The sequence below is a fragment of the Clostridium sp. UBA7503 genome, assembly GCF_002477055.1.
Classification (GTDB): domain Bacteria; phylum Bacillota; class Clostridia; order Clostridiales; family Clostridiaceae; genus Clostridium_J; species Clostridium_J sulfidigenes.
In genome coordinates this window covers 56,466-78,290 of the sequence record NZ_DLNT01000021.1, presented here as the reverse complement: position 1 = coordinate 78,290, position 21,825 = coordinate 56,466, and the positions used below count along the sequence as shown (strand labels likewise).

The 21,825-nt window shown below is 29.5% G+C and carries 18 protein-coding genes; 14 read left to right on the top strand and 4 right to left on the bottom strand.

Features of this window, described 5'->3' with window-relative positions; translation table 11 throughout:
- The first annotated feature begins 1 nt into the window (after position 1).
- The 5 genes from B3630_RS05920 (at position 2) to B3630_RS05900 (ending at position 7,343) form a co-directional block, all read left to right on the top strand.
- Complete coding sequence (locus B3630_RS05920) at positions 2-1,723, top strand: S8 family peptidase (protein ID WP_346896374.1); 1,722 nt, start codon at positions 2-4, stop codon at positions 1,721-1,723.
- 92 nt (positions 1,724-1,815) lie between these two features.
- On the top strand, positions 1,816-3,180 hold the full coding sequence (locus tag B3630_RS05915) for a peptidoglycan-binding protein (RefSeq protein WP_346896372.1): 1,365 nt from the start codon (positions 1,816-1,818) through the stop codon (positions 3,178-3,180).
- Between the two features lie 162 nt (positions 3,181-3,342).
- Positions 3,343-4,020 (top strand): response regulator transcription factor, encoded by a 678-nt coding sequence (locus B3630_RS05910; protein WP_346879853.1) that lies wholly within the window; start codon positions 3,343-3,345, stop codon positions 4,018-4,020.
- A 1-nt stretch (position 4,021) separates the two neighbouring features.
- Positions 4,022-5,533: a HAMP domain-containing sensor histidine kinase gene (locus B3630_RS05905; RefSeq protein WP_346896370.1), complete on the top strand. Its 1,512-nt coding sequence runs from the start codon at positions 4,022-4,024 to the stop codon at positions 5,531-5,533.
- A gap of 34 nt (positions 5,534-5,567) precedes the next feature.
- Positions 5,568-7,343, top strand: coding sequence for a heme NO-binding domain-containing protein (locus B3630_RS05900; protein ID WP_346896368.1), 1,776 nt, complete (start codon positions 5,568-5,570; stop codon positions 7,341-7,343).
- A gap of 106 nt (positions 7,344-7,449) precedes the next feature.
- Here B3630_RS05900 and B3630_RS05895 read toward each other — a convergent pair whose 3' ends face one another.
- Positions 7,450-8,355, bottom strand: a complete 906-nt coding sequence (locus B3630_RS05895) for a radical SAM protein (RefSeq protein WP_346896366.1) — start codon at positions 8,353-8,355, stop codon at positions 7,450-7,452.
- A 150-nt stretch (positions 8,356-8,505) separates the two neighbouring features.
- Positions 8,506-9,582: a transporter gene (locus B3630_RS05890; protein ID WP_414633002.1), complete on the bottom strand. Its 1,077-nt coding sequence runs from the start codon at positions 9,580-9,582 to the stop codon at positions 8,506-8,508.
- A 510-nt stretch (positions 9,583-10,092) separates the two neighbouring features.
- Between B3630_RS05890 and B3630_RS05885 the strand changes: the two genes are divergently transcribed.
- Both B3630_RS05885 and B3630_RS05880 read left to right on the top strand, forming a co-directional pair.
- Entirely contained in the window at positions 10,093-11,028 is a 936-nt protein-coding gene (locus tag B3630_RS05885; RefSeq protein WP_346896362.1) for a TIGR01212 family radical SAM protein, read from the top strand.
- A 27-nt stretch (positions 11,029-11,055) separates the two neighbouring features.
- Positions 11,056-11,772, top strand: a complete 717-nt coding sequence (locus B3630_RS05880; protein WP_346896360.1) for a 2-phosphosulfolactate phosphatase family protein — start codon at positions 11,056-11,058, stop codon at positions 11,770-11,772.
- A gap of 59 nt (positions 11,773-11,831) precedes the next feature.
- Here the strand turns inward: B3630_RS05880 and B3630_RS05875 are convergent, their stop codons facing one another.
- Complete coding sequence (locus tag B3630_RS05875; RefSeq protein ID WP_346896358.1) at positions 11,832-12,029, bottom strand: hypothetical protein; 198 nt, start codon at positions 12,027-12,029, stop codon at positions 11,832-11,834.
- A 269-nt stretch (positions 12,030-12,298) separates the two neighbouring features.
- Between B3630_RS05875 and B3630_RS05870 the strand changes: the two genes are divergently transcribed.
- On the top strand, positions 12,299-12,553 hold the full coding sequence (locus B3630_RS05870) for a phage holin family protein (protein ID WP_346870067.1): 255 nt from the start codon (positions 12,299-12,301) through the stop codon (positions 12,551-12,553).
- Between the two features lie 75 nt (positions 12,554-12,628).
- Here B3630_RS05870 and B3630_RS05865 read toward each other — a convergent pair whose 3' ends face one another.
- Positions 12,629-13,804 carry a class I SAM-dependent rRNA methyltransferase gene (locus tag B3630_RS05865; RefSeq protein ID WP_346896356.1) on the bottom strand — a complete coding sequence of 392 codons (1,176 nt, stop codon included), beginning with the start codon at positions 13,802-13,804 and terminating at the stop codon, positions 12,629-12,631.
- A gap of 260 nt (positions 13,805-14,064) precedes the next feature.
- On the opposite strand from B3630_RS05865, the gene B3630_RS05860 reads away from it, so the two are divergent.
- From B3630_RS05860 to B3630_RS05835, 6 genes are all read left to right on the top strand, one after another.
- The gene (locus tag B3630_RS05860; protein WP_346896354.1) at positions 14,065-15,621 is read left to right on the top strand and encodes an ABC-F family ATP-binding cassette domain-containing protein; all 1,557 of its coding nucleotides are present in this window, start codon (positions 14,065-14,067) and stop codon (positions 15,619-15,621) included.
- A gap of 296 nt (positions 15,622-15,917) precedes the next feature.
- Complete coding sequence (locus B3630_RS05855) at positions 15,918-16,592, top strand: SatD family protein (protein ID WP_346896352.1); 675 nt, start codon at positions 15,918-15,920, stop codon at positions 16,590-16,592.
- The gene (locus B3630_RS05850; RefSeq protein WP_346896350.1) at positions 16,582-17,406 is read left to right on the top strand and encodes a DUF3307 domain-containing protein; all 825 of its coding nucleotides are present in this window, start codon (positions 16,582-16,584) and stop codon (positions 17,404-17,406) included. Before B3630_RS05855 ends, B3630_RS05850 begins: the two co-directional genes overlap by 11 nt.
- Positions 17,407-18,070: 664 nt before the next feature.
- Positions 18,071-19,228, top strand: a complete 1,158-nt coding sequence (gene fliB, locus B3630_RS05845; RefSeq protein WP_346896348.1) for a flagellin lysine-N-methylase — start codon at positions 18,071-18,073, stop codon at positions 19,226-19,228.
- A 101-nt stretch (positions 19,229-19,329) separates the two neighbouring features.
- A complete protein-coding gene (locus B3630_RS05840; RefSeq protein ID WP_346896346.1) occupies positions 19,330-20,094 on the top strand; it encodes a molecular chaperone DnaJ in 765 nt (254 codons plus the stop codon).
- Between the two features lie 279 nt (positions 20,095-20,373).
- Positions 20,374-21,516 (top strand): 1-propanol dehydrogenase PduQ, encoded by a 1,143-nt coding sequence (locus tag B3630_RS05835; RefSeq protein WP_346896344.1) that lies wholly within the window; start codon positions 20,374-20,376, stop codon positions 21,514-21,516.
- Positions 21,517-21,825 lie beyond the last annotated feature (309 nt).

The following is a 21,825-nucleotide window of genomic DNA, read 5'->3' as shown; positions in this document are numbered from 1 at the left end:
TATGGGTGTGCAAAAGGCTGATGGGTTATTAAATTTACTTATAAATGTACCAGAGAGCATAAGAAATGAGATTATATATGGATATGGAATTGGAGATGTTGAAGAAACTAACATTGAATTGATTATACTATATAGTGGAACTCCAGAGGTAATGAAAGAGAAAATAAATGCTATTGGAGGTACCTTTGAAGACTTAGATTTCGGTTATGGAATTGTAACTATACCAAGAGGAGATATTGAAAAGCTAATAGGAATAAGAGAAATCAACTATATAGAGTTACCTAAAAATTTATATTTATCCTTTGAACCTAGTAATAGAGCTTCATGTATAACAGAGGTAAATACTAATTATGGATTAGAGGGAGAAGGGGTACTTATAGGGTTCATAGATTCTGGAATAGATTATGTAAATCAATCATTTAGACTTGAGAATGGGGATACAAGGATTGATTTTATTTATGATTTATATGAAAATAGAAGAATTTATACAAGAGAAGAGATAAATGCAGCTTTAAGAAGTCCAGATCCATACTCATTAGTACCACACTTTGATAGAGCAGGCCATGGTACTCATGTGGCTGGTATAGCTTGTGCTGGAGGGAATATACCAAGGAGGTTTTATGGGGTAGCTCCTAGAAGTTCTATAGCTATGGTTAAAATGACAAGAGAGATAGGAGGACAGGGAGCAAAAAGTACCCAGTTAATGAGAGGAATTAAATTCTTAATTGATAGAGCTTATGAATTAAAAAAGCCTCTGGTTATAAACATAAGTTTTAGTACAAATGATGGAGCACATACTGGAGATAGTTTGTTAGAGCAGTATATAGAGATAGTTTCTACAGTACAAAGAGTTAACATAGTTGTAGCAGCAGGAAATGAAGGAGATAGAGCACATCATGTTGGTGGCGAACTGGTTGGAGAACAAGAAATACGATTTAATGTTGGAATAGATGAAAGATTATTAATAATACAGTTATTTAATTCATTTTTAAAGGATATTGATTTAAATCTTATATCACCAAGTGGAAATAGTAGTGGTGAATTAAGATTAACTAATGCATTAAATCAAGGAAGAATAGGTAATACTGAGTATATTGTATTCAATACAGGGCCAACACCTTTTAGTATAGATGGTGAAATAATAATTGTACTTTCAGGAGTAGGAGAAGAAACCATTGCTAGTGGAATATGGACTATGAACATGACTACTAATGAAAATGTTCTAGGAAGTTATGACATGTGGTTACCTATTGCAGAGGGATTAAATATTGCTACGAGATTTCTAAGACCAAGTACAAGTAATACTGTAGGTATACCGGGAACTATAGCAGATGTAATAACCGTTGGTAGTTATAATTTTATAAACTCTACTATATCACCTTTCTCAGGAAGAGGAAATGAAGAATTAAATCCTGTAAAACCTGATTTAGTAGCACCAGGAGAAAATATTGAATCATCTACTCCGGGAGGTGGTTTTGAGCCACGTTCAGGAACATCGATGGCTACACCTCAAGTGGCTGGGGCATGTGGACTTTTAATGGAATTTGGAATTGTAAGAGGAAATGATCCTTATTTGTATGGAGAAAGGTCAAAATACTTTTTATTAAAAGGAGCAAATAGAAGTAGGATAGATGTACAGTATCCTAATAATAGTTGGGGATATGGTACCTTGTGTCTTGCAGGAGCTCTTAAGGTATGGAATAACGAAGTAGCTTCAAGGTAAGATTAATTACAATTTTCTTATAAATAATATGTAACTTTTCTATGAGGGTAATCATAATATATATATTGAAGTATTATTTTAAGGAGAAATTTATGGCAGATATAGGCAGGTTACAGGTTCAAGTGTATAGAGTAAATACAGCTATACCGATAAGTAATGCCGATATTACAATATCAAGAGCAGATGGAGAAACTAGAGAGCAAGTTACTACCCTAACTACTAATCCAGAAGGACAAACGGAGACTATAGAATTAGAAACTCCAGAAATAGAAAGGTCATTAAATCCAGATAATACCCTTATACCTTATGCTCTTTATGATATAAATGTAACGGCAGAAGGCTTTGATGAAATAAATATAAGAGGATGCCAAGTGTTGCCGAGACAAACAGCGTTACAGATATGTAATCTGATTCCAACAAGTCTTAATAGAGAGATCACAGAGGATGAAGATGTACAGGTAGTCAGGGTTATAGAAATTCCACCTAATGTTCAATTTGGTGATTTTCCACCTAAGATACCTGAGGACCCTGATAAGGCTTTGCCACCTCCACCAAGTGGTTTTGTAGTTTTGCCGGAGCCAGTTGTACCAGAGTTTATAATCGTACATGCAGGAGCACCAACTAATACAGCAGCACCAAATTATACTGTTCCATATACAGACTATATAAAAAATGTAGCTAGTTGTGAAATTTATGCGACTTGGCCAGAGGCAACTATAAGAGCTAATGTATATTGTATTATTTCATTTACTCTAAATAGAATATATACAGAATGGTATAGAAGCAAGGGATTTAATTTTGATGTAACAAATTCTACAGCATATGATCAAGCTTTTGTTTACGGAAGAAACATATTTGATAACATAAGTAGGATAGTAGATGAGTTATTTGCTACCTATGTAAAGAGGTCAGGAGCTAAACAACCTTTACTCACGCAATACTGTGATGGTAGAAATGTTCAGTGCCCAGGATGGCTTACTCAATGGGGCAGCAAGGATTTAGGAGCTCAAGGATGGATTCCATATGATATATTAAGAAACTTTTATGGAAGTAATATAGTTCTTGAAAGAGCTGAAAAGGTTTCTGGAAGTCCAAGGTCATATCCAGGCTTTACCTTGAAACAGGGAGCAAGTGGAGAGCCAGTTAGAACCACTCAAACCTTTTTAAATAGAATATCACAAAATTATCCTCTAATACCTAAAGTAGCTATTGATGGAAAGTATGGTTCTACAACTGCCAATCAAGTAAAAGTATTTCAACAGGTATTTGGTCTTCCGCAGACAGGTGAAGTAGATTATGCTACATGGTATAAGATTTCGGCTATATATACAGGAGTAACTAAAATCGCAGAATTAAGAAGTGTTCATGAGGAAGAAGTTGAATATTCATACTTTGTTCCACATTGGCCATATAAAGATGCACCGGATTTACCTAGAATTAAATATCCTAAAAATTGAGTATATAATCTATTAATGAACTTCGAAGTTATCTCGGAGTTCATTTTTGCGTATAAAAACAACATGCAAAAAATACTTTAATAAAATATTCAAGTAAATAATTATAGAGTAAAAAATAAGGTATAATTATTGATAAGAAGAAAAATACAAGGAGTTATGGATATGGATAATATAAAGGTATTATTAGTTGATGATGAAGAAAATATTAGAAACTTGTTGGAAGCTTATTTAAAAAAGGAAGGGTTTATAACATTACATAGCTCTAATGGTAAAGAAGCTATTGAGATTATAGAGAATGAATCAGTAAATTTAGTGGTACTAGATATAATGATGCCTGTTTTGGATGGATTTGAGACATTAAAGGTTATAAGAAATAGATGGAATATACCAGTAATAATGCTTAGTGCAAAGGAAGAGGAAGAAGATAAGCTTTTAGCATTGGGATTTGGTGCAGATAATTATGAAACAAAGCCCTTTAGTCCAAAGGTTTTAGTAGCTAAAATTAAAGCATTAATAAAGAGGAGCTATGGAAGTAGTATAGATAAAAGTACGGGAATTGTGATAGGGAATCTTTATATAGATGAAGAAGGTCATAGAGTTATGGTAAGTGATGAAGAAATTAATCTTTCACCAACAGAATTTTCTTTGCTTATATATTTCCTGAAAAATAAAAATATAGTTCTTACTAGAGAGCAAATTCTTACAAAAATATGGGGTTATGATTTTGAAGGAGATATACGGGTGGTTGATACTACGATTAAGAGACTTAGAGAGAAGCTAAAGCACATGAATAAAGTGATAGTTACAGTAAGAGGCTTTGGTTATAAGATAGAGGTTTAGTATGAATAAAATAATTAACTACTATAAAAAAATAAAAGAAAATATAGAAAAAAGTATTACATTGAAAATGTTTGTTGTAACTACTGTGGTGTTTATAGCATTTTTGACTATTACTCTTTTAAGTCAGAGAATATTGTTTGAAAAGATATATAATGATAAAAAGGAAAATGATATTAAAAGCAATGTGATAAAGTTTAGGGATACTCTAAGTAATCCAAAGGATGAAAGGGAAATAATAGAGAGTATTAAGAAGTTTGAGAATAATTATAACACATCTATAGGAGTGGTAAACACAGAAAATAATATTATAGTGACCTTTAAAACTGACTCAGAAACTATAGATAGTAAAAATACAGAAATTTTTAATTATGTTATTAAAACTATAAAGACAGATCCGGAACTATTAAACGAGATGATTAATAAAAAACAGGTAACTATTTCATTTAAGAATGGCGAGAACACTAAATATTTAGCTTCTGCACTTCTACATGAGAATAATATAATAGTAGGATTTACATCTTTACAATATGTAAAAGAAGCCATGGGGGTTATAGGGATATTTTATAAGTATTTTTACTTAGGGGCTATAGTAGTAATAGTTATATTAGCATTAATTTATTCGAAATTTATTACAAAGCCATTAAGAGAAATAAATAAAGTGGCAGTAAGAATGAGTAATTTGGATTTTAGTCAGAGCTGCACTATGGTATATGAAGATGAAATTGGAAACCTTGGGGAAACATTAAATTTTTTAGGACAAAACTTGGATAATTCTTTAAATTCATTAAAAGAAGTTAATAGAAAACTACAAAATGATATCCACAGAGAAAGAGAAATTGAGATTATGAGAAAAGAGTTTATAGCAGATGTATCCCATGAATTAAAAACCCCTATTACTTTAATAAAAGGATATGCAGAAGGTATTAAGGATGGCGTATTTTTAGAAGACAATATGAATTCATCATTAAATGTAATTATAGAAGAATCTGATAAGATGAGTAATTTAGTTAGAGATATGCTTCAAATATCATCTTTGGAAAGTGGAAAGGTAATCCTTAATAAAGAATTATTTTTTATTGATAATTTAGTGAAAAATGTTGTAAAGAAATTACATCATAGTATCGATAATAAGAATGTAAAAATAGATTTGAATCTATATGAGAAACAAATTTATGGGGATGCATTTAAGATAGAACAAGTAATAACCAATTTTCTTACGAATGCAATAAGGCATACTCCCTGTGAGGGAAGTATATTTGTTAAAATGTACCCACGGCGGAATATGACTCAGTTATCTTTTGAAAATACAGGCGAGCTTATTAATAAGGAAGAAATTGATAAGATATGGGATAAATTTTATAAGATAGATAAGTCAAGAAATAGGAAAGATAGTGGTACAGGGCTTGGACTATCAATTGTTAAAAATATAGTAGATTTGCACCAAGGTAAATGTGGAGTTGAAAATACCAAAAGAGGTGTAAGATTCTATTTTGAATTGCCAAATCAGTGCTAATATACTATAGCCATAGAAAAGAGGGGTATTAATTATGAAGGGCACAGTTGTATCAATATGGCTAAATACTTGTAGAAAACTTTATAATGATTCACAAGTAAATGAAGCTATGAATCATGCTGGATGGGAGACAAATAAGATATTTTCTCCACTAGAAGAAGTAGACGACAAAGTAATAGCTAAGTTTATTTCAAAGCTATCAGAAGCTAGAGGTTTAACTAAAGAGAAATTATGGAATGATATAGGAAAAGACAATATACAATCCTTTGTTAATGTATATCCAGTATACTTTAAAAAGAGAAGTGCATATGAATTTTTAAAATCACTAAATGATATACATATAGCAATAACTAAGAAAATTTCAGGAGCTAAGCCTCCAGCAGTAGATATTGTTCAGGCATCTAAAAGAAAAGCGGTGATGACTTATTCATCTAAAAGAAAGATGTTTGATTATTTCTTAGGTATGCTTGAAGGAACTTTTGAATATTTTAATGAACAATTAGAGTATGAAATTTTAGAAAAGTCTGGAGATGTGATGAAAGTGGAAGTGACTTTTGAAAAAGAAATAAATAGCAAAAAAAGTTATGGATTTAATAAAATCTTATCACTTGGATTTGTAAAATCATTATCAGTTAAGGCATCCATATTTACTTTTATATTAACTCTTATTGGATCAACATTAATACTTGGAGTTAAAAGTATAGTTCCAGCTTTAGAAATTACAGCTGTAGCTACAGTAGTAACCTTTATAGGTACATATTTATTATTAAGACCTGTTAAAGCTATCACTGGATTAAAAGAAGATAAGGAAACATATGATGTTATTAGCACCAAGGATGAGCTTGAAGGATTATATGAAGTTATAAAATCAGGAACTAATATATCTTCAATGGATATGACAGAGTTTGATGCTAATGTTAGTGAGATGGTAGAATATCTTAATAAGGTTAAAGCTATTTCAAATGTAATGGAAGGCTCATCTAAAGAAATATCTACAGTAGTAGAACAAATGTCAGAAACTAGTGTGGATCAAGCTAACAATACAGAAAGAGTAGCATCAGGATTGAATGATAATATTAGAGCTTTAAATAACTTAGTAAATAGTGAAAATGAAAATAAATTAGCTATGGAAGATACTATAACAAAAATTACTGCTGGATTTGATGAGATAAAGACAGTAAGTAATAATATTCAAAAAACATTAGACAAGTTCCAAGAAGTAAAAGAAACTGGAATAAAGTTAAACAATAAAGCTAGTGATATTACTAATATAGTATCAATAGTAGCTCAAATTTCCGACATGACAAATCTTTTAGCATTAAATGCTTCTATAGAAGCAGCTAGAGCTGGAGAACATGGTAGAGGTTTTGCTGTTGTTGCAGAAGAGGTAAGAAAGCTTGCGGAACAAACTAAAGATGCTGTTGAAGAAATTAATTTAAATCTTAAAGAATTTGCAGAGGATATTAAATATACTGTAGACAGCATAGATGAGCAGTATGTAGCCCTTGAAAAACAAACTGATGGATTAGAAAGAATTAGGGATATAAGTGCGGGTACTACTACTGCTGTTGATAAAGTATCAGAATCAATGATTACTACAATCAATGATTTAGGTAGAGAAGTTAAAGCTATAGAAGGAATGTATGATAATGTGGAATCATTAGCAGCTATTGCAGAAGAAAATTCTGCATCATCTCAAGAAGTTAGTGCTAGTGTAAATACCTACACGGATGAAATGATTAAACTTACAGAAGCTATAGGTGAGGTTCAAAGAATTACAGAGTATTTTAGAAGTACACTAGATGTATAATTAATGATGAAAGCATTCTTAAGGTAAAGTTAATGAGATTTTACCTAAGAATGCTTTTTATTTTTTTAGTTTTATTATTTTCAAAGAGATTTATAATATTTGAGTTTTAAATCCCTTGTAGATTGAAATCTGGCACATAAACTGTTGAGTTAGAGCCAGGTTCTTGGATAAAGGCATTTTTAAAGCCTAAATCTATACAGTAATCTATTAAAGAGTCATAATGAATAGGGTTAAGAGGTTTATTAATTTCATCATATTCTGCTGCTTTAAACATAGGTGTATACTGATTCATTAGGCTTAAATATACTGAATCTCCGAAGGTTTTGTATATGTAATCTACTATTTTTTTTGAATCGAATAAAAGTCCAGGGAGCATTAAATGTCTTATGATAACACCTCTAATCATAATTTCTTTATTATTAAATATTGGAATACCTACTTGATCCACCATTTCCTCAATAACCTTTGACGCTATGGTGAAATAGTTAGGAGCAGAAGAATACTTTATTGCATATTTATCATTAAAATATTTTAAATCAGGAATATACACGTCTATGTATCCTTTAAGAGTTTTAATGATTTCTATGTTTTCATAACCATTGGAATTATAGACTACAGGTATATTAAGTCCATTTTCTTTTGCTTTATCTAAAGCAATTATTATTTGAGGTATATAGTGAGTAGGATTAACTAAGTTTATATTATGGTATCCTTTAGATTGTTGCTTTAAGAATATTTCACTTAATCTTTCTATAGAAACTTCCTTACCTATGTCAGACTGACTAATATCATGATTTTGGCAAAATACACATCTAAGGTTACAATTTGAAAAGAAAACTGTACCAGAACCATTAGTTCCAGATACACATGGCTCTTCCCACATATGACCATAGGCCTTAGCAACTTTTACTTTAGCTCCACTTTTACAAAAGCCTACCTTTGTAAAGTTTCGATTTATACCGCAATTACGAGGGCATATATTACAATTATTGAGAGCAGTTAAATCTTTCATAATTAAGTATCTCCTTACATAATAAATATAGCAAATACTATATTTATATTTCAAAGTAAATAAACACTACTAACATAGTAGTGTTTATCTTATATAACATCAGTATAATTAAATAGGAGCAAAAAGTGAAGTAGCCTATATAGGTTTTAATTATTTTTTTACCTTATTCATCTTAAAGTAGAATCCAATGCATTGAGCTATAAATACCAAGCTAATTATCCCAAAACCGGGATATAAGAAAGTTATAAGCTTTTTAAAGCCTATTTGAGATATAGGAAGAGCTATTAAAAGAATGAGTACAACACCTCTCTTATAAGGGATGTTATATTTATTTTCAAGGGTTTTACCAACACTATATATATCTGAAACTTCCGTAGAAAACATCTCACACCAAATAATACATAAAAGAAGAATTTGCATTAAAGAGATAAACTTACTAGCTACAAAGAGTAGTGGAATTTCATATTTAAAGATTTCAGGTATATTGGCCATTAACATTGAATTAATTAAGAAAGCAAGTAGAGTAAGGATAAGAGCCCCAATGGTTAATCCACAAATAATAAGGCGCTTATTTTTGATTTCTTTACTAATGGGAACAAGAACTCCGCTACAGGATAACATATTAAATCCTGCATAGAGAAGTGATGATATAATCCACTGTTTATCAATAATAAGGTTTTTATATACGGGTACTTGCTTCATATAGTCTATAGATATAGTATCCTTTGAAAAAATAAGATAAAGGACAAATATAGTAATAATTATAGTAGTAAGGCTAGGTACTATTATAGAATTAATAGCTATTAGACCCTTAGTATCATTTAATAAGGTAATAAGTGCTATTCCAGCCATTAGAAATACTCCAACAAGTCTTGGAATACCAAAGTGTTGATAAAGTAAAGCACCACTACCTGCAAGAATTATAGCAGCTCCTGAGATCAAAAAGAAGCTAGTAAGATAATCCGTTATTTTTCCAAAGAAGCCAGGGCTTACAAGGGTTATAAAATCAGTATAGGAATTTAAGTCATATTTTAAACTTATAGACACTATAATGGAGCTTATTATTATGTAAAATACTGCACAGAGAAGAAGTCCATAAAAACTTGAAAACCCATAGGTAGAAAAAAATTGAGTTATTTCTTGACCAGAAGCAAGGCCTGCTCCTACAATGGTGCCAATAAAAACAGTGGCAGCTTGAAAAATTAATTTAAGATTCTTCAAAGTTATCCCTCCAAATTATGATAGCTTGTATATTTATATTGAAGTCCACAGAAGAATATGTGGAAAAGTATTAATATGTGGAAAACTTTTTAAAGGATTGTTAGTAAATTTTCATATAGGTATCTGAAAATAAATAATAAGTCAAAGATGAGAAGTATATTTTGAGTTAGACAAGGAAACAGGTTCCGCAGATAGTAGCACTATCTAAGGATTCTGTTGACGAAGTATAAACAGAGTTCTTTGCTTCAGAGGGGGTTTTTTTACTCCCTCTGAAGCTTAGAAATCGTTATCTAGGGCCGTAGCCGCTCTTTACTCCCACTTTGAAGAAGATAGGAGTATTAGAGCGGGTAGGCATCAGATAATACAAAATAGGCCAGCATTCTGACTTATTTATTTTTTGAAGATGACTTAGTGGATTTTGAAAGATAAAAGAGTTAAACTATAATTGAATATAGAAGATTACTATATAGATATATTTAAAATAGATAATAGAAGAATAGGATAGGAAGATTAGAAATGAGAAAAGATTTTAATGGAAAGAGATATCATAGTTTAAATTATTTTTTAAGAAAAAAGTTTAATGGACAAAAAACTTTTAAAATATCATTAGATGGTGGATTTACATGTCCTAATAGAGATGGAAAATTATCAAAAGGTGGGTGTATATTCTGCTCTGAGAGTGGCTCAGGAGATTTTGCTGGAGATAGGTTATTGTCTATAACTGAGCAGTTTATTGATGTAAAGGAAATGATGAATAAAAAATGGAAAGATGGTAAGTATATAGCTTATTTCCAAGCCTATACAAATACCTATGCGCCTGTAGAAGTATTAAAGAAAAAGTATGATGAAGCATTAATACAAGAGGATGTAGTTGGACTTGCCATTGCTACAAGACCAGATTGTTTAGAAGAAGATGTGTTAAAATTATTAGAAAACTATTCAAAAAGGGTATATACTTGGGTGGAACTTGGACTTCAAACTAGTAATGATACTACAGCTATCCTTATAGATAGAGGATATAAGTTAGAAGTATTTAAAAAAGCAGTGGAGGAGTTACATAAAAGGAACATAGATGTGGTGGCACATATAATCTTTGGACTTCCAGGAGAAAGTAAAGAGGATATGTTAAGAACCGTTAAGTATATTTCTAAGCTTCCCATAAAAGGAGTTAAGATTCACCTTCTTCATGTAATGAAAAATACAAGGCTAGAAAAGCTGTTAGATGAAGGCAAGATTACATTACTAGAAATGGATGAATATATTGACCTTATAACAAAGGCTATAACAATGTTACCACAGAATATAGTAATTCATAGACTTACAGGAGATGCTCCAAGAAATTTATTAGTAGGTCCTATGTGGAGTTTGAAAAAGTGGGAAGTCTTAAACGCCATAGATAATAAGTTAGTCACTGAAGACCTATATCAAGGAAAATATTATAAAGAAGATTGATTTAATTATAATTAGGGGGAATAGTACATGAATATTGATATAGTTATATCTGCACAACATATTAAACCAGAAAAATTTAAAGATAGGATAGTGGTTGTTATTGATGTCTTAAGAGCAACTTCAGTAATGGTTACAGCATTAAATAATGGTTGTGATAAAATAATTCCTGTAAAAGAGATAGAAGAGGCTATAGATATTGCAAGTAAAGATAGAAATAAATATCTTTTAGGAGGAGAAAGAGGAGGGATAAAAATAGATAAATTTGATTTCTCCAATTCACCTTTAGACTATATTGAGGATATAGTAAAAGGTAAGAGTCTTATAATGACTACCACAAATGGGACTAGAGCTATTAAAAATAGTGAGGAAGCAGAGAAGATATTTATAGGTGCTTTAATAAATGGAAGAGTAGTAGCAGAAAAATTAGCTAAATTAAATAAGGATGTAACCTTTGTAAATGCAGGAACCGATGGAGAATTCTCTATGGATGATTTTATAGCAAGCGGGTATATAATCAACTGTTTAAGAGATATAATGAAAAACCATTTCACCTTAACAGATATAGCAAAAACTTCAGAATATGTATATATAAATAATCCTAGTATAATAAGTTTTGTAAAAGATGCATTTCATTATAAAAGGATGAAGGATCTTAAGTGTAATGAAGATTTAAGATATTGTCTTTCAAAGGATTTAATAAATATAGTTCCAGAATACAAGGATGGAGAAATAAAGATATATTAATGAACAGAGTTATGAGCTTCAGAGGCAGTTTTACTCCTACTGAAGCTTAGAACTCTATTTTAAGAACTGCTACTTTTAGTAGTTCTTTTTCTTTTAGCTAAAGTTAAAAATATAACTTCATATACTACAGTATATAAGGTAAAGAGAGCTATGAAAATAATTTGCTCAATATCATTCATTTTAGACGTAGCAAACAATATTATTATAGGGAAACAAAAAACAATCTGAACAAATCTTAGAATGGATAAGCCTTTCATAACATCACCTCTTACCAAATATTACCATATTATTATTATTACACTTTTAGAACTAACATTCAATAAAAACTGTACAACAAATTTATATCTCATTATCCTTATAATTTAAGAAAATGAAAGAATAAAATTACATTATGTAAAAAAGGAAAATATTAGATGATATGTATGAAGATATATAATAGTAAATAACTAAAATTTTATTGAATTTATATAAAATAATGTACTCATATAAGTATAAAATGAATAAAATATATAAAGGGGGAATATTTATGGAATTCTTTAGTTATATTACAGAGAATGCATTGATACTAATACCAGTGCTATATATAATTGGTATGATTTTAAAAGGAACAGAAAAGATAAATGATAAATATATACCAATAATCTTGCTTCCTGTAGGCATACTGTTATCTATAGGAGTTATGCACAGTTTTAGTGCTGATGCTATAATTCAGGGTGTTTTAGTTACTGGGGCTAGCGTATATGCTAACCAACTAGTAAAACAAGGTCAAAAGAAAGAGTAAATAAGATTTAAATATAAGAGCTATATAATTTATAAATCAAATAAGATTATAAATTATATAGCTCTTTATAAGTAATTAAACTACTTGGAAGATATAAAATTTTAAGTAGTATGATTCATCACTATTCCATAGAATTGGGTGGTCAGGAGCTTGAGTTCTAAATTCTACTTGTCTTAGGGTAACCTTTGCATCTTTAGCTGCACTAGCAATGGTATCTCTAAATAGTTCAGGATTCATAAAGTGAGAACATGAACATGTTATAAAATAGCCGCCTTTATTCACTAATTTCATTCCTCGAAGGTTTATTTCTTTATATCCTCTTGTAGCACTTTTAATAGTAGAACGAGATTTAGTAAAGGCTGGTGGGTCAAGGATAACCACATCATATTTTCTGCCTTCATCAGACCACTCACGAAGTACATCAAAGGCGTTGTGACATTCAAATTTAACTACATCTTGTAGATTATTAAGCTCTGCATTACGTCTACAGAATTCTACTGCATGCTCTGATATGTCTACTCCTAATACTGATTTAGCACCAGCAACACCAGCATTTAATGCAAAGGAACCAGTGTGAGTAAAGCAGTCTAGCACAGTGGCATCTTTGCAAAGCTTATGTATAGTAGCTCTATTTTCCTTTTGATCTAAGAAAAATCCTGTCTTTTGACCATTTTCAACATCAACATAGTACTTAACACCATTTTCAACTATCTGAATCATAGTATCAAATGGTTCAGTTAAAAAGCCTTTAATCTGTTCCATACCTTCAAGGATTCTAACCTTAGCATCACTTCTCTCATAAACCCCTTTAGCACCATATTCTTCTACTAGAATTTTTACAATAATATCTTTATATTTATCAATCCCTAGAGCTAGAGACTGAATAACGTAGTAATCTTCTAATTTATCAATTATAAGTCCAGGTACAAAATCAGCTTCTCCAAATAAAAACCTACAGCTAGAAGTATCTATTATTTTTCTTCTATATTCCCAAGCAGCTCTAAGTCTTTTTCTAAAAAATTCTTCATCAATTTCTTCATCAATATCTCTAGTCATAATTCTTATAGTAATTTTAGAAACATCATTAATATAACCTTTTCCGATGAATTCCTCTCTGCAATTATATACTTCTACAATGTCTCCATTTTCATATTCACCATCATATTCTTCTATATCAGTAGAGTAAACCCAAAGGTGACCATTCTCCACACTTTTCCCTTTTCCCTTTAGTAGATAGAATTTACAAGCCATTTACATCCTCCTATTATCAAAACAATTAATTATTAATAATTTATATTGGTAAATTTAAAATTGTTATATCTAAGAAATAAATTTACTAAACTTTATTTAGACCTCTTATAGTATAAATTTATAGAGAGGATTTTGCAAATAAATTATTTAATTTTTACCATAGAAAAATCTTTATTAGTAAAGTATAATATTCTTGGTTTGAATTTTTCGAACACATACCATTTAATGGTAATAGTCAAAAGGATATAGGAGGAAAATATATGAGTATACTTACAGTCAAAAATATAAGTCATGGTTTTGGGGATAGAGCAATATTTGAAGATGTATCCTTTAGATTATTAAAAGGGGAACACGTAGGTTTAATTGGAGCTAACGGTGAGGGTAAATCTACATTTATGAATATAATAACTAGTAAACTTATGCCTGATGAAGGTCAAGTGATTTGGTCTAATAATGTTAGAGTAGGATATATGGATCAACATGCTGCTCTAGAACAAGGATTAACTATAAGAGATGTGCTAAGAGATGCATTTAAATATCTATTTGATTTAGAGACTGAAATGAATGAACTTTATGGCAAAATGGGTGAAATGGACGAAGATCAAATGAATAAGGCATTAGAAAGAACTGCTGTTATTCAAGATATGCTAGATAATAACGGGTTTTATGTTATAGATGCAAAGGTTGAAGAAGTTGCTAAGGGATTAGGACTTTTAGATGTAGGACTAGATAAAGATGTAACGGCTTTAAGTGGAGGACAAAGAACTAAGGTTTTACTTGCAAAGCTTCTACTTGAAACTCCAGATATATTACTTCTAGACGAGCCTACAAACTATTTAGATGAAGCGCATATAGAATGGCTAAAGAGATATTTACAAAGCTATGAAAATGCATTCATCCTAATATCTCATGATATTCCTTTCTTAAATTCTGTAATTAATCTTATATACCATGTGGAAGATAGAAAGTTAAGTAGATATGTAGGAGACTATGAAGAGTTTAAGCGAATATATGAAGCAAAGAAAGAACAGCTTGAAAGAGCATATCAAAGGCAACAAGCTGAAATTGCAAAACTTGAAGATTTTGTTGCGAGAAATAAAGCTAATGTTGCTACATCGAACATGGCTAAATCAAGGCAGAAGAAGTTGGATAAAATGGATAGAATAGAGCTTTCTAAGGAAAAACCAAAGCCAACATTTAGCTTCAAAACAGGAAGAGCATCAGGTAAGGTTATCTTTGAAACTAAGGACTTGGTTATAGGATATGATAGTCCATTAACAAAGCCTCTTAATATTTATATGGAAAGAGGACAAAAGATTGCCCTTGTAGGAGCCAATGGATTGGGAAAAACAACTCTACTTAAGAGCCTTATGGGAGACATAAAACCTATAGGTGGAGAAGTTACCCTAGGTGACTATCAACAAATAGGATACTTTGAGCAAGAAGGTGCATCAGGAAATAAAAATACTTGTATAGAAGAGTACTGGAGTGAATTTCCTAGCTGCACTCAATACGAAGTCCGTGCAGCCTTAGCTAAATGTGGTTTAACTACTAAGCATATAGAAAGTATGGTTATGGTACTATCAGGAGGAGAAGCTGCAAAAGTAAGACTTGCAAAGCTTATAAATAGGGAAACCAATATATTAATCCTTGACGAGCCTACCAACCACTTAGATGTAGAAGCAAAGGATGAGTTAAAGAGAGCATTACAAGAATATAAGGGAACTATATTACTAGTTTGCCATGAACCAGAGTTTTATAAAGATGTAGTAACTGACATATGGAACTGTGAGGACTGGACAACAAAGATTGTATAATAAATATGTAAAATTATGTTGTTAGGTGAGGTGTTATTTTACACCTCATTTTTAACTTTAACATACAGTATAAGCAAATAATTTAAACTACTAAACAATATATTATTCCAATTAAAAAAATTATTTTTAAGAAAAAAGAAAAAGTATATTAATACTACTGCAAGAATATCAAAAAAGATGATGCTATTGTAAGTGCATCAAAAAAGATGATGCTATTGTAAATGCATCATTGTTGAAAAAGTATCTAATAAATGTTAAAATTAAAGAAATATTTATGAAATTATGAGGTAATAATTATGTACTTTGCAATTATAGGTGATATAGTTGAGTCAAAAAAGATATTAAATAGAAATCAAGCTCAAGAAACACTAAATCATATATTAAAAGATATAAATATTGAATATGAAAGAAACATTGCTGCAAAATTTATTATTACATTAGGAGATGAATTTCAAGGCTTATTAAGTAATCCTATTCATTTATTTGATATTATTGATAAAATTAAGTTTAAAATGTATCCTATAAAAATTAGGTTTGGAGTTGGGATTGGTAATATTGATACTAATATAAATAAAGAGATGGCATTAGGGGCTGACGGTCCAGCATATCATTATGCTAGAAAAATGATAGAGAAAATTAAAATATTAAATAAAACAAACAGTAAATCACAATACAATACAGATATAGGGGTTAGTTCGATTTATAAAACTGATATAGTTAGTTTAATCAATAATAATTTATGTTTATGTTACTTTATAGAAGAGAAGTGGACAGATAAGCAAAGAGAGCTTATCGAAAAAATAATGTTTTCAAATAAGACTCAAAGGGAAATTGCTAATGAATTAAATTTAGCTCAATCAAGCGTACAAAGGAGATTAAAAAGCTCAGGATATTATAATTATATTTATGTAAAACATAGTTTGAATAGAGTTTTGATGGAAGTATGGGGAGAATATAAATATGCAGATTAAATTTATTGTATTATGCTTGATAGCACATGTAATTGGGGATTATTATTTTCAAGATGATGAAATGTCAGAGTTAAAGAAGAAAAAAATAGGTGGCATATTTAAACATTCAGTATTGTATAGTATTCCATTTATTTTAATTTTATTTTTGTTTGAAAAAAGTTATAGGATAACAGGATTAATACTATTATTATGTTTAGCTCATTTATTGATAGATGTAGTAAAATATTATTCATATAAGGGATATTTAAAAATATTTCATACTGCATGTAAAAAGAATAAAGTAAAAAAGTATATTAAACCATGGATAATATATATATTTGATCAAGTGTTACATATAATTTTACTTATAGCTGTAATAGTTTGTTTTAGGGAGAATTTATATTATCCAATAGATACATTGTATATTGTATATAGTATATTGGGTATCGATGGATTAACGGTTTTAAAATGGGTATTGATGGTGTTATATATGCATAAGCCAGCAAATATAACTTTTAAAATAATATTTTCAGGATGTAAACCTAAGGAAAACTTAGTTACTAGTAGTAATAATTTGATATTTAACAATAGCATCAATAGCAGTGTTGATAATAATAGTAGTAATAATGGTGCAATTATAGGTTTTTTAGAACGTATAATAATTGCTATGTTTTTATATAACAATCAATACTCGGCTATAGGATTTATTTTAACAGCAAAGTCAATTGCTAGATATAATAAGATTTCTGAGAATGCAGAATTTGGTGAGTATTATTTAATTGGAACATTATTTAGTACTTTATTTGTTATAGTTATTTATAACTTTATTTTTTAATCAGTTAATAAGATATTTTAATATATTAACTTGAATTATTAATTGAAATTATTTTTATAAGGACAACTACTGCATAGTTTAAATGTTAGATATCTACAGCCAGTAACAATCTTAGTAGCTATCGATTATTAAATTAATTTTCTTATTAATTTACATATTTTTCTATTGGGATATTCATATGAGTCTCTCCATTGTTAAGTGTTTTTCTGCAAATTAACCATAACAAAGGAGAGGCTCATTTTCTATACTTTTCATCACTTTTTATGTGAAAAGCAAAATATTAATAAATATAGATATTAAGCTATGCATGGTTTTTATTTTTTTATTAATAATTCAGGATAAAGCATATAGTTTTTGATAAAAGTATATTTTCGAAAAAATAAGAGTGTGAGAAGAAAAGAATGATGTTAGAATAAGTAAAAGTATATTTACAATATAAAATTATGAGAATATGATAAAATAGAATTTAAAATAAGGCATCTTCAAAAATAAATAAGTCAGAATGTTCGTCTATTTTGTGTTATACTGCGTCAACAGAACCCTTAGATAGTGCTACTATCTGAAGAACCTGTTTCCTTGTCTAACTCAAAATATACTTCCCATCTTTGACTTATTATTTATTTTCAGATACCTTAAATATATAATAAAAACTTTGAGGTGAAAAATGAAAATAAGAGTACCGAAATATCTTAATAAATTCAAATGTATAGCAGATAAGTGCGAGGATACATGTTGTGCTGGTTGGGAAATTGTTATTGATAAAGAAACTTATAATTACTATGAAAATCTTAGTGGTAGCTTTGGTGAAAGACTAAGAAGTGAGATAGTCAATGATGGAGAAGATAATATATTTGTATTGAAAAATGGAAATTGTGCCTTTCTAAATAAAAACAAATTATGTGATATATATAATGAACTTGGAGAAGATGGTCTTTGCTATACTTGCAAGAGGTATCCTAGGTATATGGAGGAATTCGGGAGCTTACGAGAAATAGGTATATCACTTTCCTGTCCAGAGGCAGCAAGGATAATGCTAGGTGATTCTAATAAAGTAGAATTTGAGTTAAGTGAAGATTATGAGATTATAACTTCTTATAACGATATTGATGGAATGCTTTTTATTGAGCTTATGCAGTGTAGAAATATAATTTTCAATATATTTCAGAATCGTAATATTGATTTAAATATAAGAGCTACTATAATTCTTGACTTTGTAAAGGAAGTTCAAGACAAAATAGATGAAGATGATCTAACTAACTTAAATACCATTAAAGAAAGATATTTGGATAAGAATTTTATAAATAAGACTATTAGTGATTTGGATAAGCATAGCAGTGATAAAGAACATTGGTATAATGATATAGAAGAATATTTTCATATATTTAAAGGCTTAAAGCATATAAATAACAATGATCCCTTAGGCTTAGATAAGGTGTTATCTTATATTAAGAGTAGTGATGAGAATAGAGAAATTTATCTAGATAAATATAAGGAATTTAACAATTTTTATAAAGGTAATATGTATAAGTTTGAAAATATATTAGTTTACTTTGTGTTTAGATATTTTATGAAAGCTGTCTTTGACTATGATGTGGCTGCTAAAGTAAAGACTGCCGTGGTGAGTTACTTAATAATTAAGCAGTTATGTGTAGTAAGGTGGATAGAAAGTGGAGATTTTAGTGAGGAGGATATTGTAGGTATAACCCGTATCTATTCTAAAGACATTGAACATTTAGAGGAAAATATAGATACCTTGGCAGAGATTTTTAAAATAAATCCTGTATTTAGAGAAGATAGAATTATAAATATATTAATAAATTAAAAATAGAGTACTGGATGAACAAGTGATATTTAGGTTATTTTGACTATAAAATATTAGATTACAAATGAAAAAGTTAAACTTATAGTTAGAGAAGGAGAGATATGGAACATTATAAAATTTTAGGTGTTGATAAAAATACATCTATGGAAGAGATAACAAAAGCTTATGAAGATAGGGTAAATAAATTTAAAGAAGAGATAGAAGATGAAAAAAGAGTAAAATCTTTTATAAATGTGTTTGATGAAGCCTATAAAAAAATAAAAGAAGAGAGAGAAAAAAATCGAAATGAGCAAACTGTGATTATAGATAATCAAGTGAAAGATTTAAATAATAACTTTCATAAAGATGATAGTAATGGCTATGAGAGCTTTAATCAATATGAACAAGAATCTACAGCTGGTAGAGAAAAGAAGAGATCATCTTCCAAAAGCACATCAATAGGAAAACAAAAAAGAGCTAAAAAGAAATCTACAGGATATAGAGAAAATATTAAATCTGAAAAACAAAGCAAAAATGACAATAGTAGAAAAGCAGGAAGTAATAAAAAAAATAGTGCGCCTTCCCTCACGCAATTGCCGCTTAAGATATTGTTTATGCCTGTAGTAGCTATATTATCCATAATAATATTTCTATGTAAAATATTAAATATAATATCTTGGATTGCATCTAAGATTATAATAATAGCAGCCATATCTATATCTGCTATTCATGGATATCAAATTTATATTGGACATGTTATTCAATATAAGATATTTGTATTATGTGCTGTGGGCTTTGTAGTTTCTTTATTTTTACCAAGCATCCTAAAAATGCTTGTATCTACGTTAAGTAAAGTAAATAGCACATTAAAAAAGTTTGTTTTTTAATGTTAAGTGGTAGAAATGTAACTATGATTGTTTTTTATCTTTACGCTTCTAAAATATAACTTATCATATATTTTACATGAAGGTAATTTGAAAAATTTTTACTTAATGCAAACTGACTGAACCTTATGTTGCAATAGTATTTTATTACTGATATAATGAATCAAGTAAAGTTTAATATAAACTTTTTTGATTGTTATAATTGTGGGTTAATTTTATTTTAAAGCAAAGAAAACTAATTCATTCATATCTTGAATATTTTTAAAATAGGAGAGATTGTATATGAAAGAATTTAGTATCAACACAAAGGTCTATTTTGGACAAGGCTCTTTAGAAAAACTAAATGAAATCAAGAATAAAAGAGTGCTAATTGTATGTGATAAATTCATGGAAACATCAGGTATGGCTGAGAAAGTAAAGCAAAAGCTTGTTGATTGTCAAGTAGCAGTATTTAGTGATATTATACCTGATCCATCTGTAGAAGTTATTGCTGAAGGCATTCAGAAATTACAAAATTGTGATGCTCAGGTTATGATAGCTCTTGGTGGAGGTTCATCAATTGATGGAGCTAAAGCTATGAGAGAATATGCAAAAAAAATTACTGGTGGAGTTTCTTGTATAGAAGAATTCTATGCTATACCTACTACAAGTGGTACAGGGTCTGAAGTAACTGAATATGCAGTAATCACAAATAAACAAGAAGGATTAAAATATGCTCTTGCAGATAAATCCCTTCTTCCAACAGTTGCAATTCTTGATCCGGAACTAGTAAAATCTGTACCTAAAGCTATAACTGCTGATACAGGAATGGATGTTATTACACATGCTTTAGAGGCTTATGTTTCAAAGAATGCCACTGATTTTTCAGATGCTCTTGCAGAGAAAGCACTTACTTTAGCTTTTAGATTTTTACCACTAGCTTATGCTGATGGAAATGATGTATTGGCAAGGGAAAAATTGCACAATGCATCATGTCTTGCTGGGATGGCATTTAATGCTGCGGGCTTAGGAATTACTCATAGTTTAGCTCATGCTGTAGGTGGGAAATTACACATTTCTCATGGAAGAAGCAATGCAATGATACTTCCTTATGTAATAGAATATAATGCCAATTTAAATAAAGGTGCTTTTAATGTAGAATATGACCTAGCATCTAAAAAGTATCAAAGAGTTGCCAAGTTATTAAAATTACATGCGCCAAATGTAAATATTGGTGTTAATAATTTAATTAAAAGCATTATAGAACTTCAAAAGACTTTGATGATTCCAACAACATTAAAAGAACAAGGTGCTGATATGGAGCTAGCTGAAGCATCAAAAGAAGAAATAATTACAGCCGCTCTTAATGACATATGTACAACAGCAAATCCTAAAGAAGTAACAGGGGAAGATTTATCAAAAATTTTAGAAAAAGTTTTTGGATAAAATTTTGTATTTTATACCACTCATTAATGGGTGGTTTTTTTATTGGTTCTGCTAAACTCCTTAAATTTAGGCTAGAATGTTATACATTCAACTTAATGTAATAAATTTCCTCTTTACAGTTTGACTATAATATGTAATATTATTTATACGAATAATATATTTTTTCTTTAATTTTATATGGTAAAATATTCATTTTAAGGTTAAATATTATTTTTCAATTATTTTTGAATATTATCAAATTTTGTTTATTTAAATTCATATAATTAAGTATTTACAACTCTCGTCATAATAATATCCATTTATTTATAT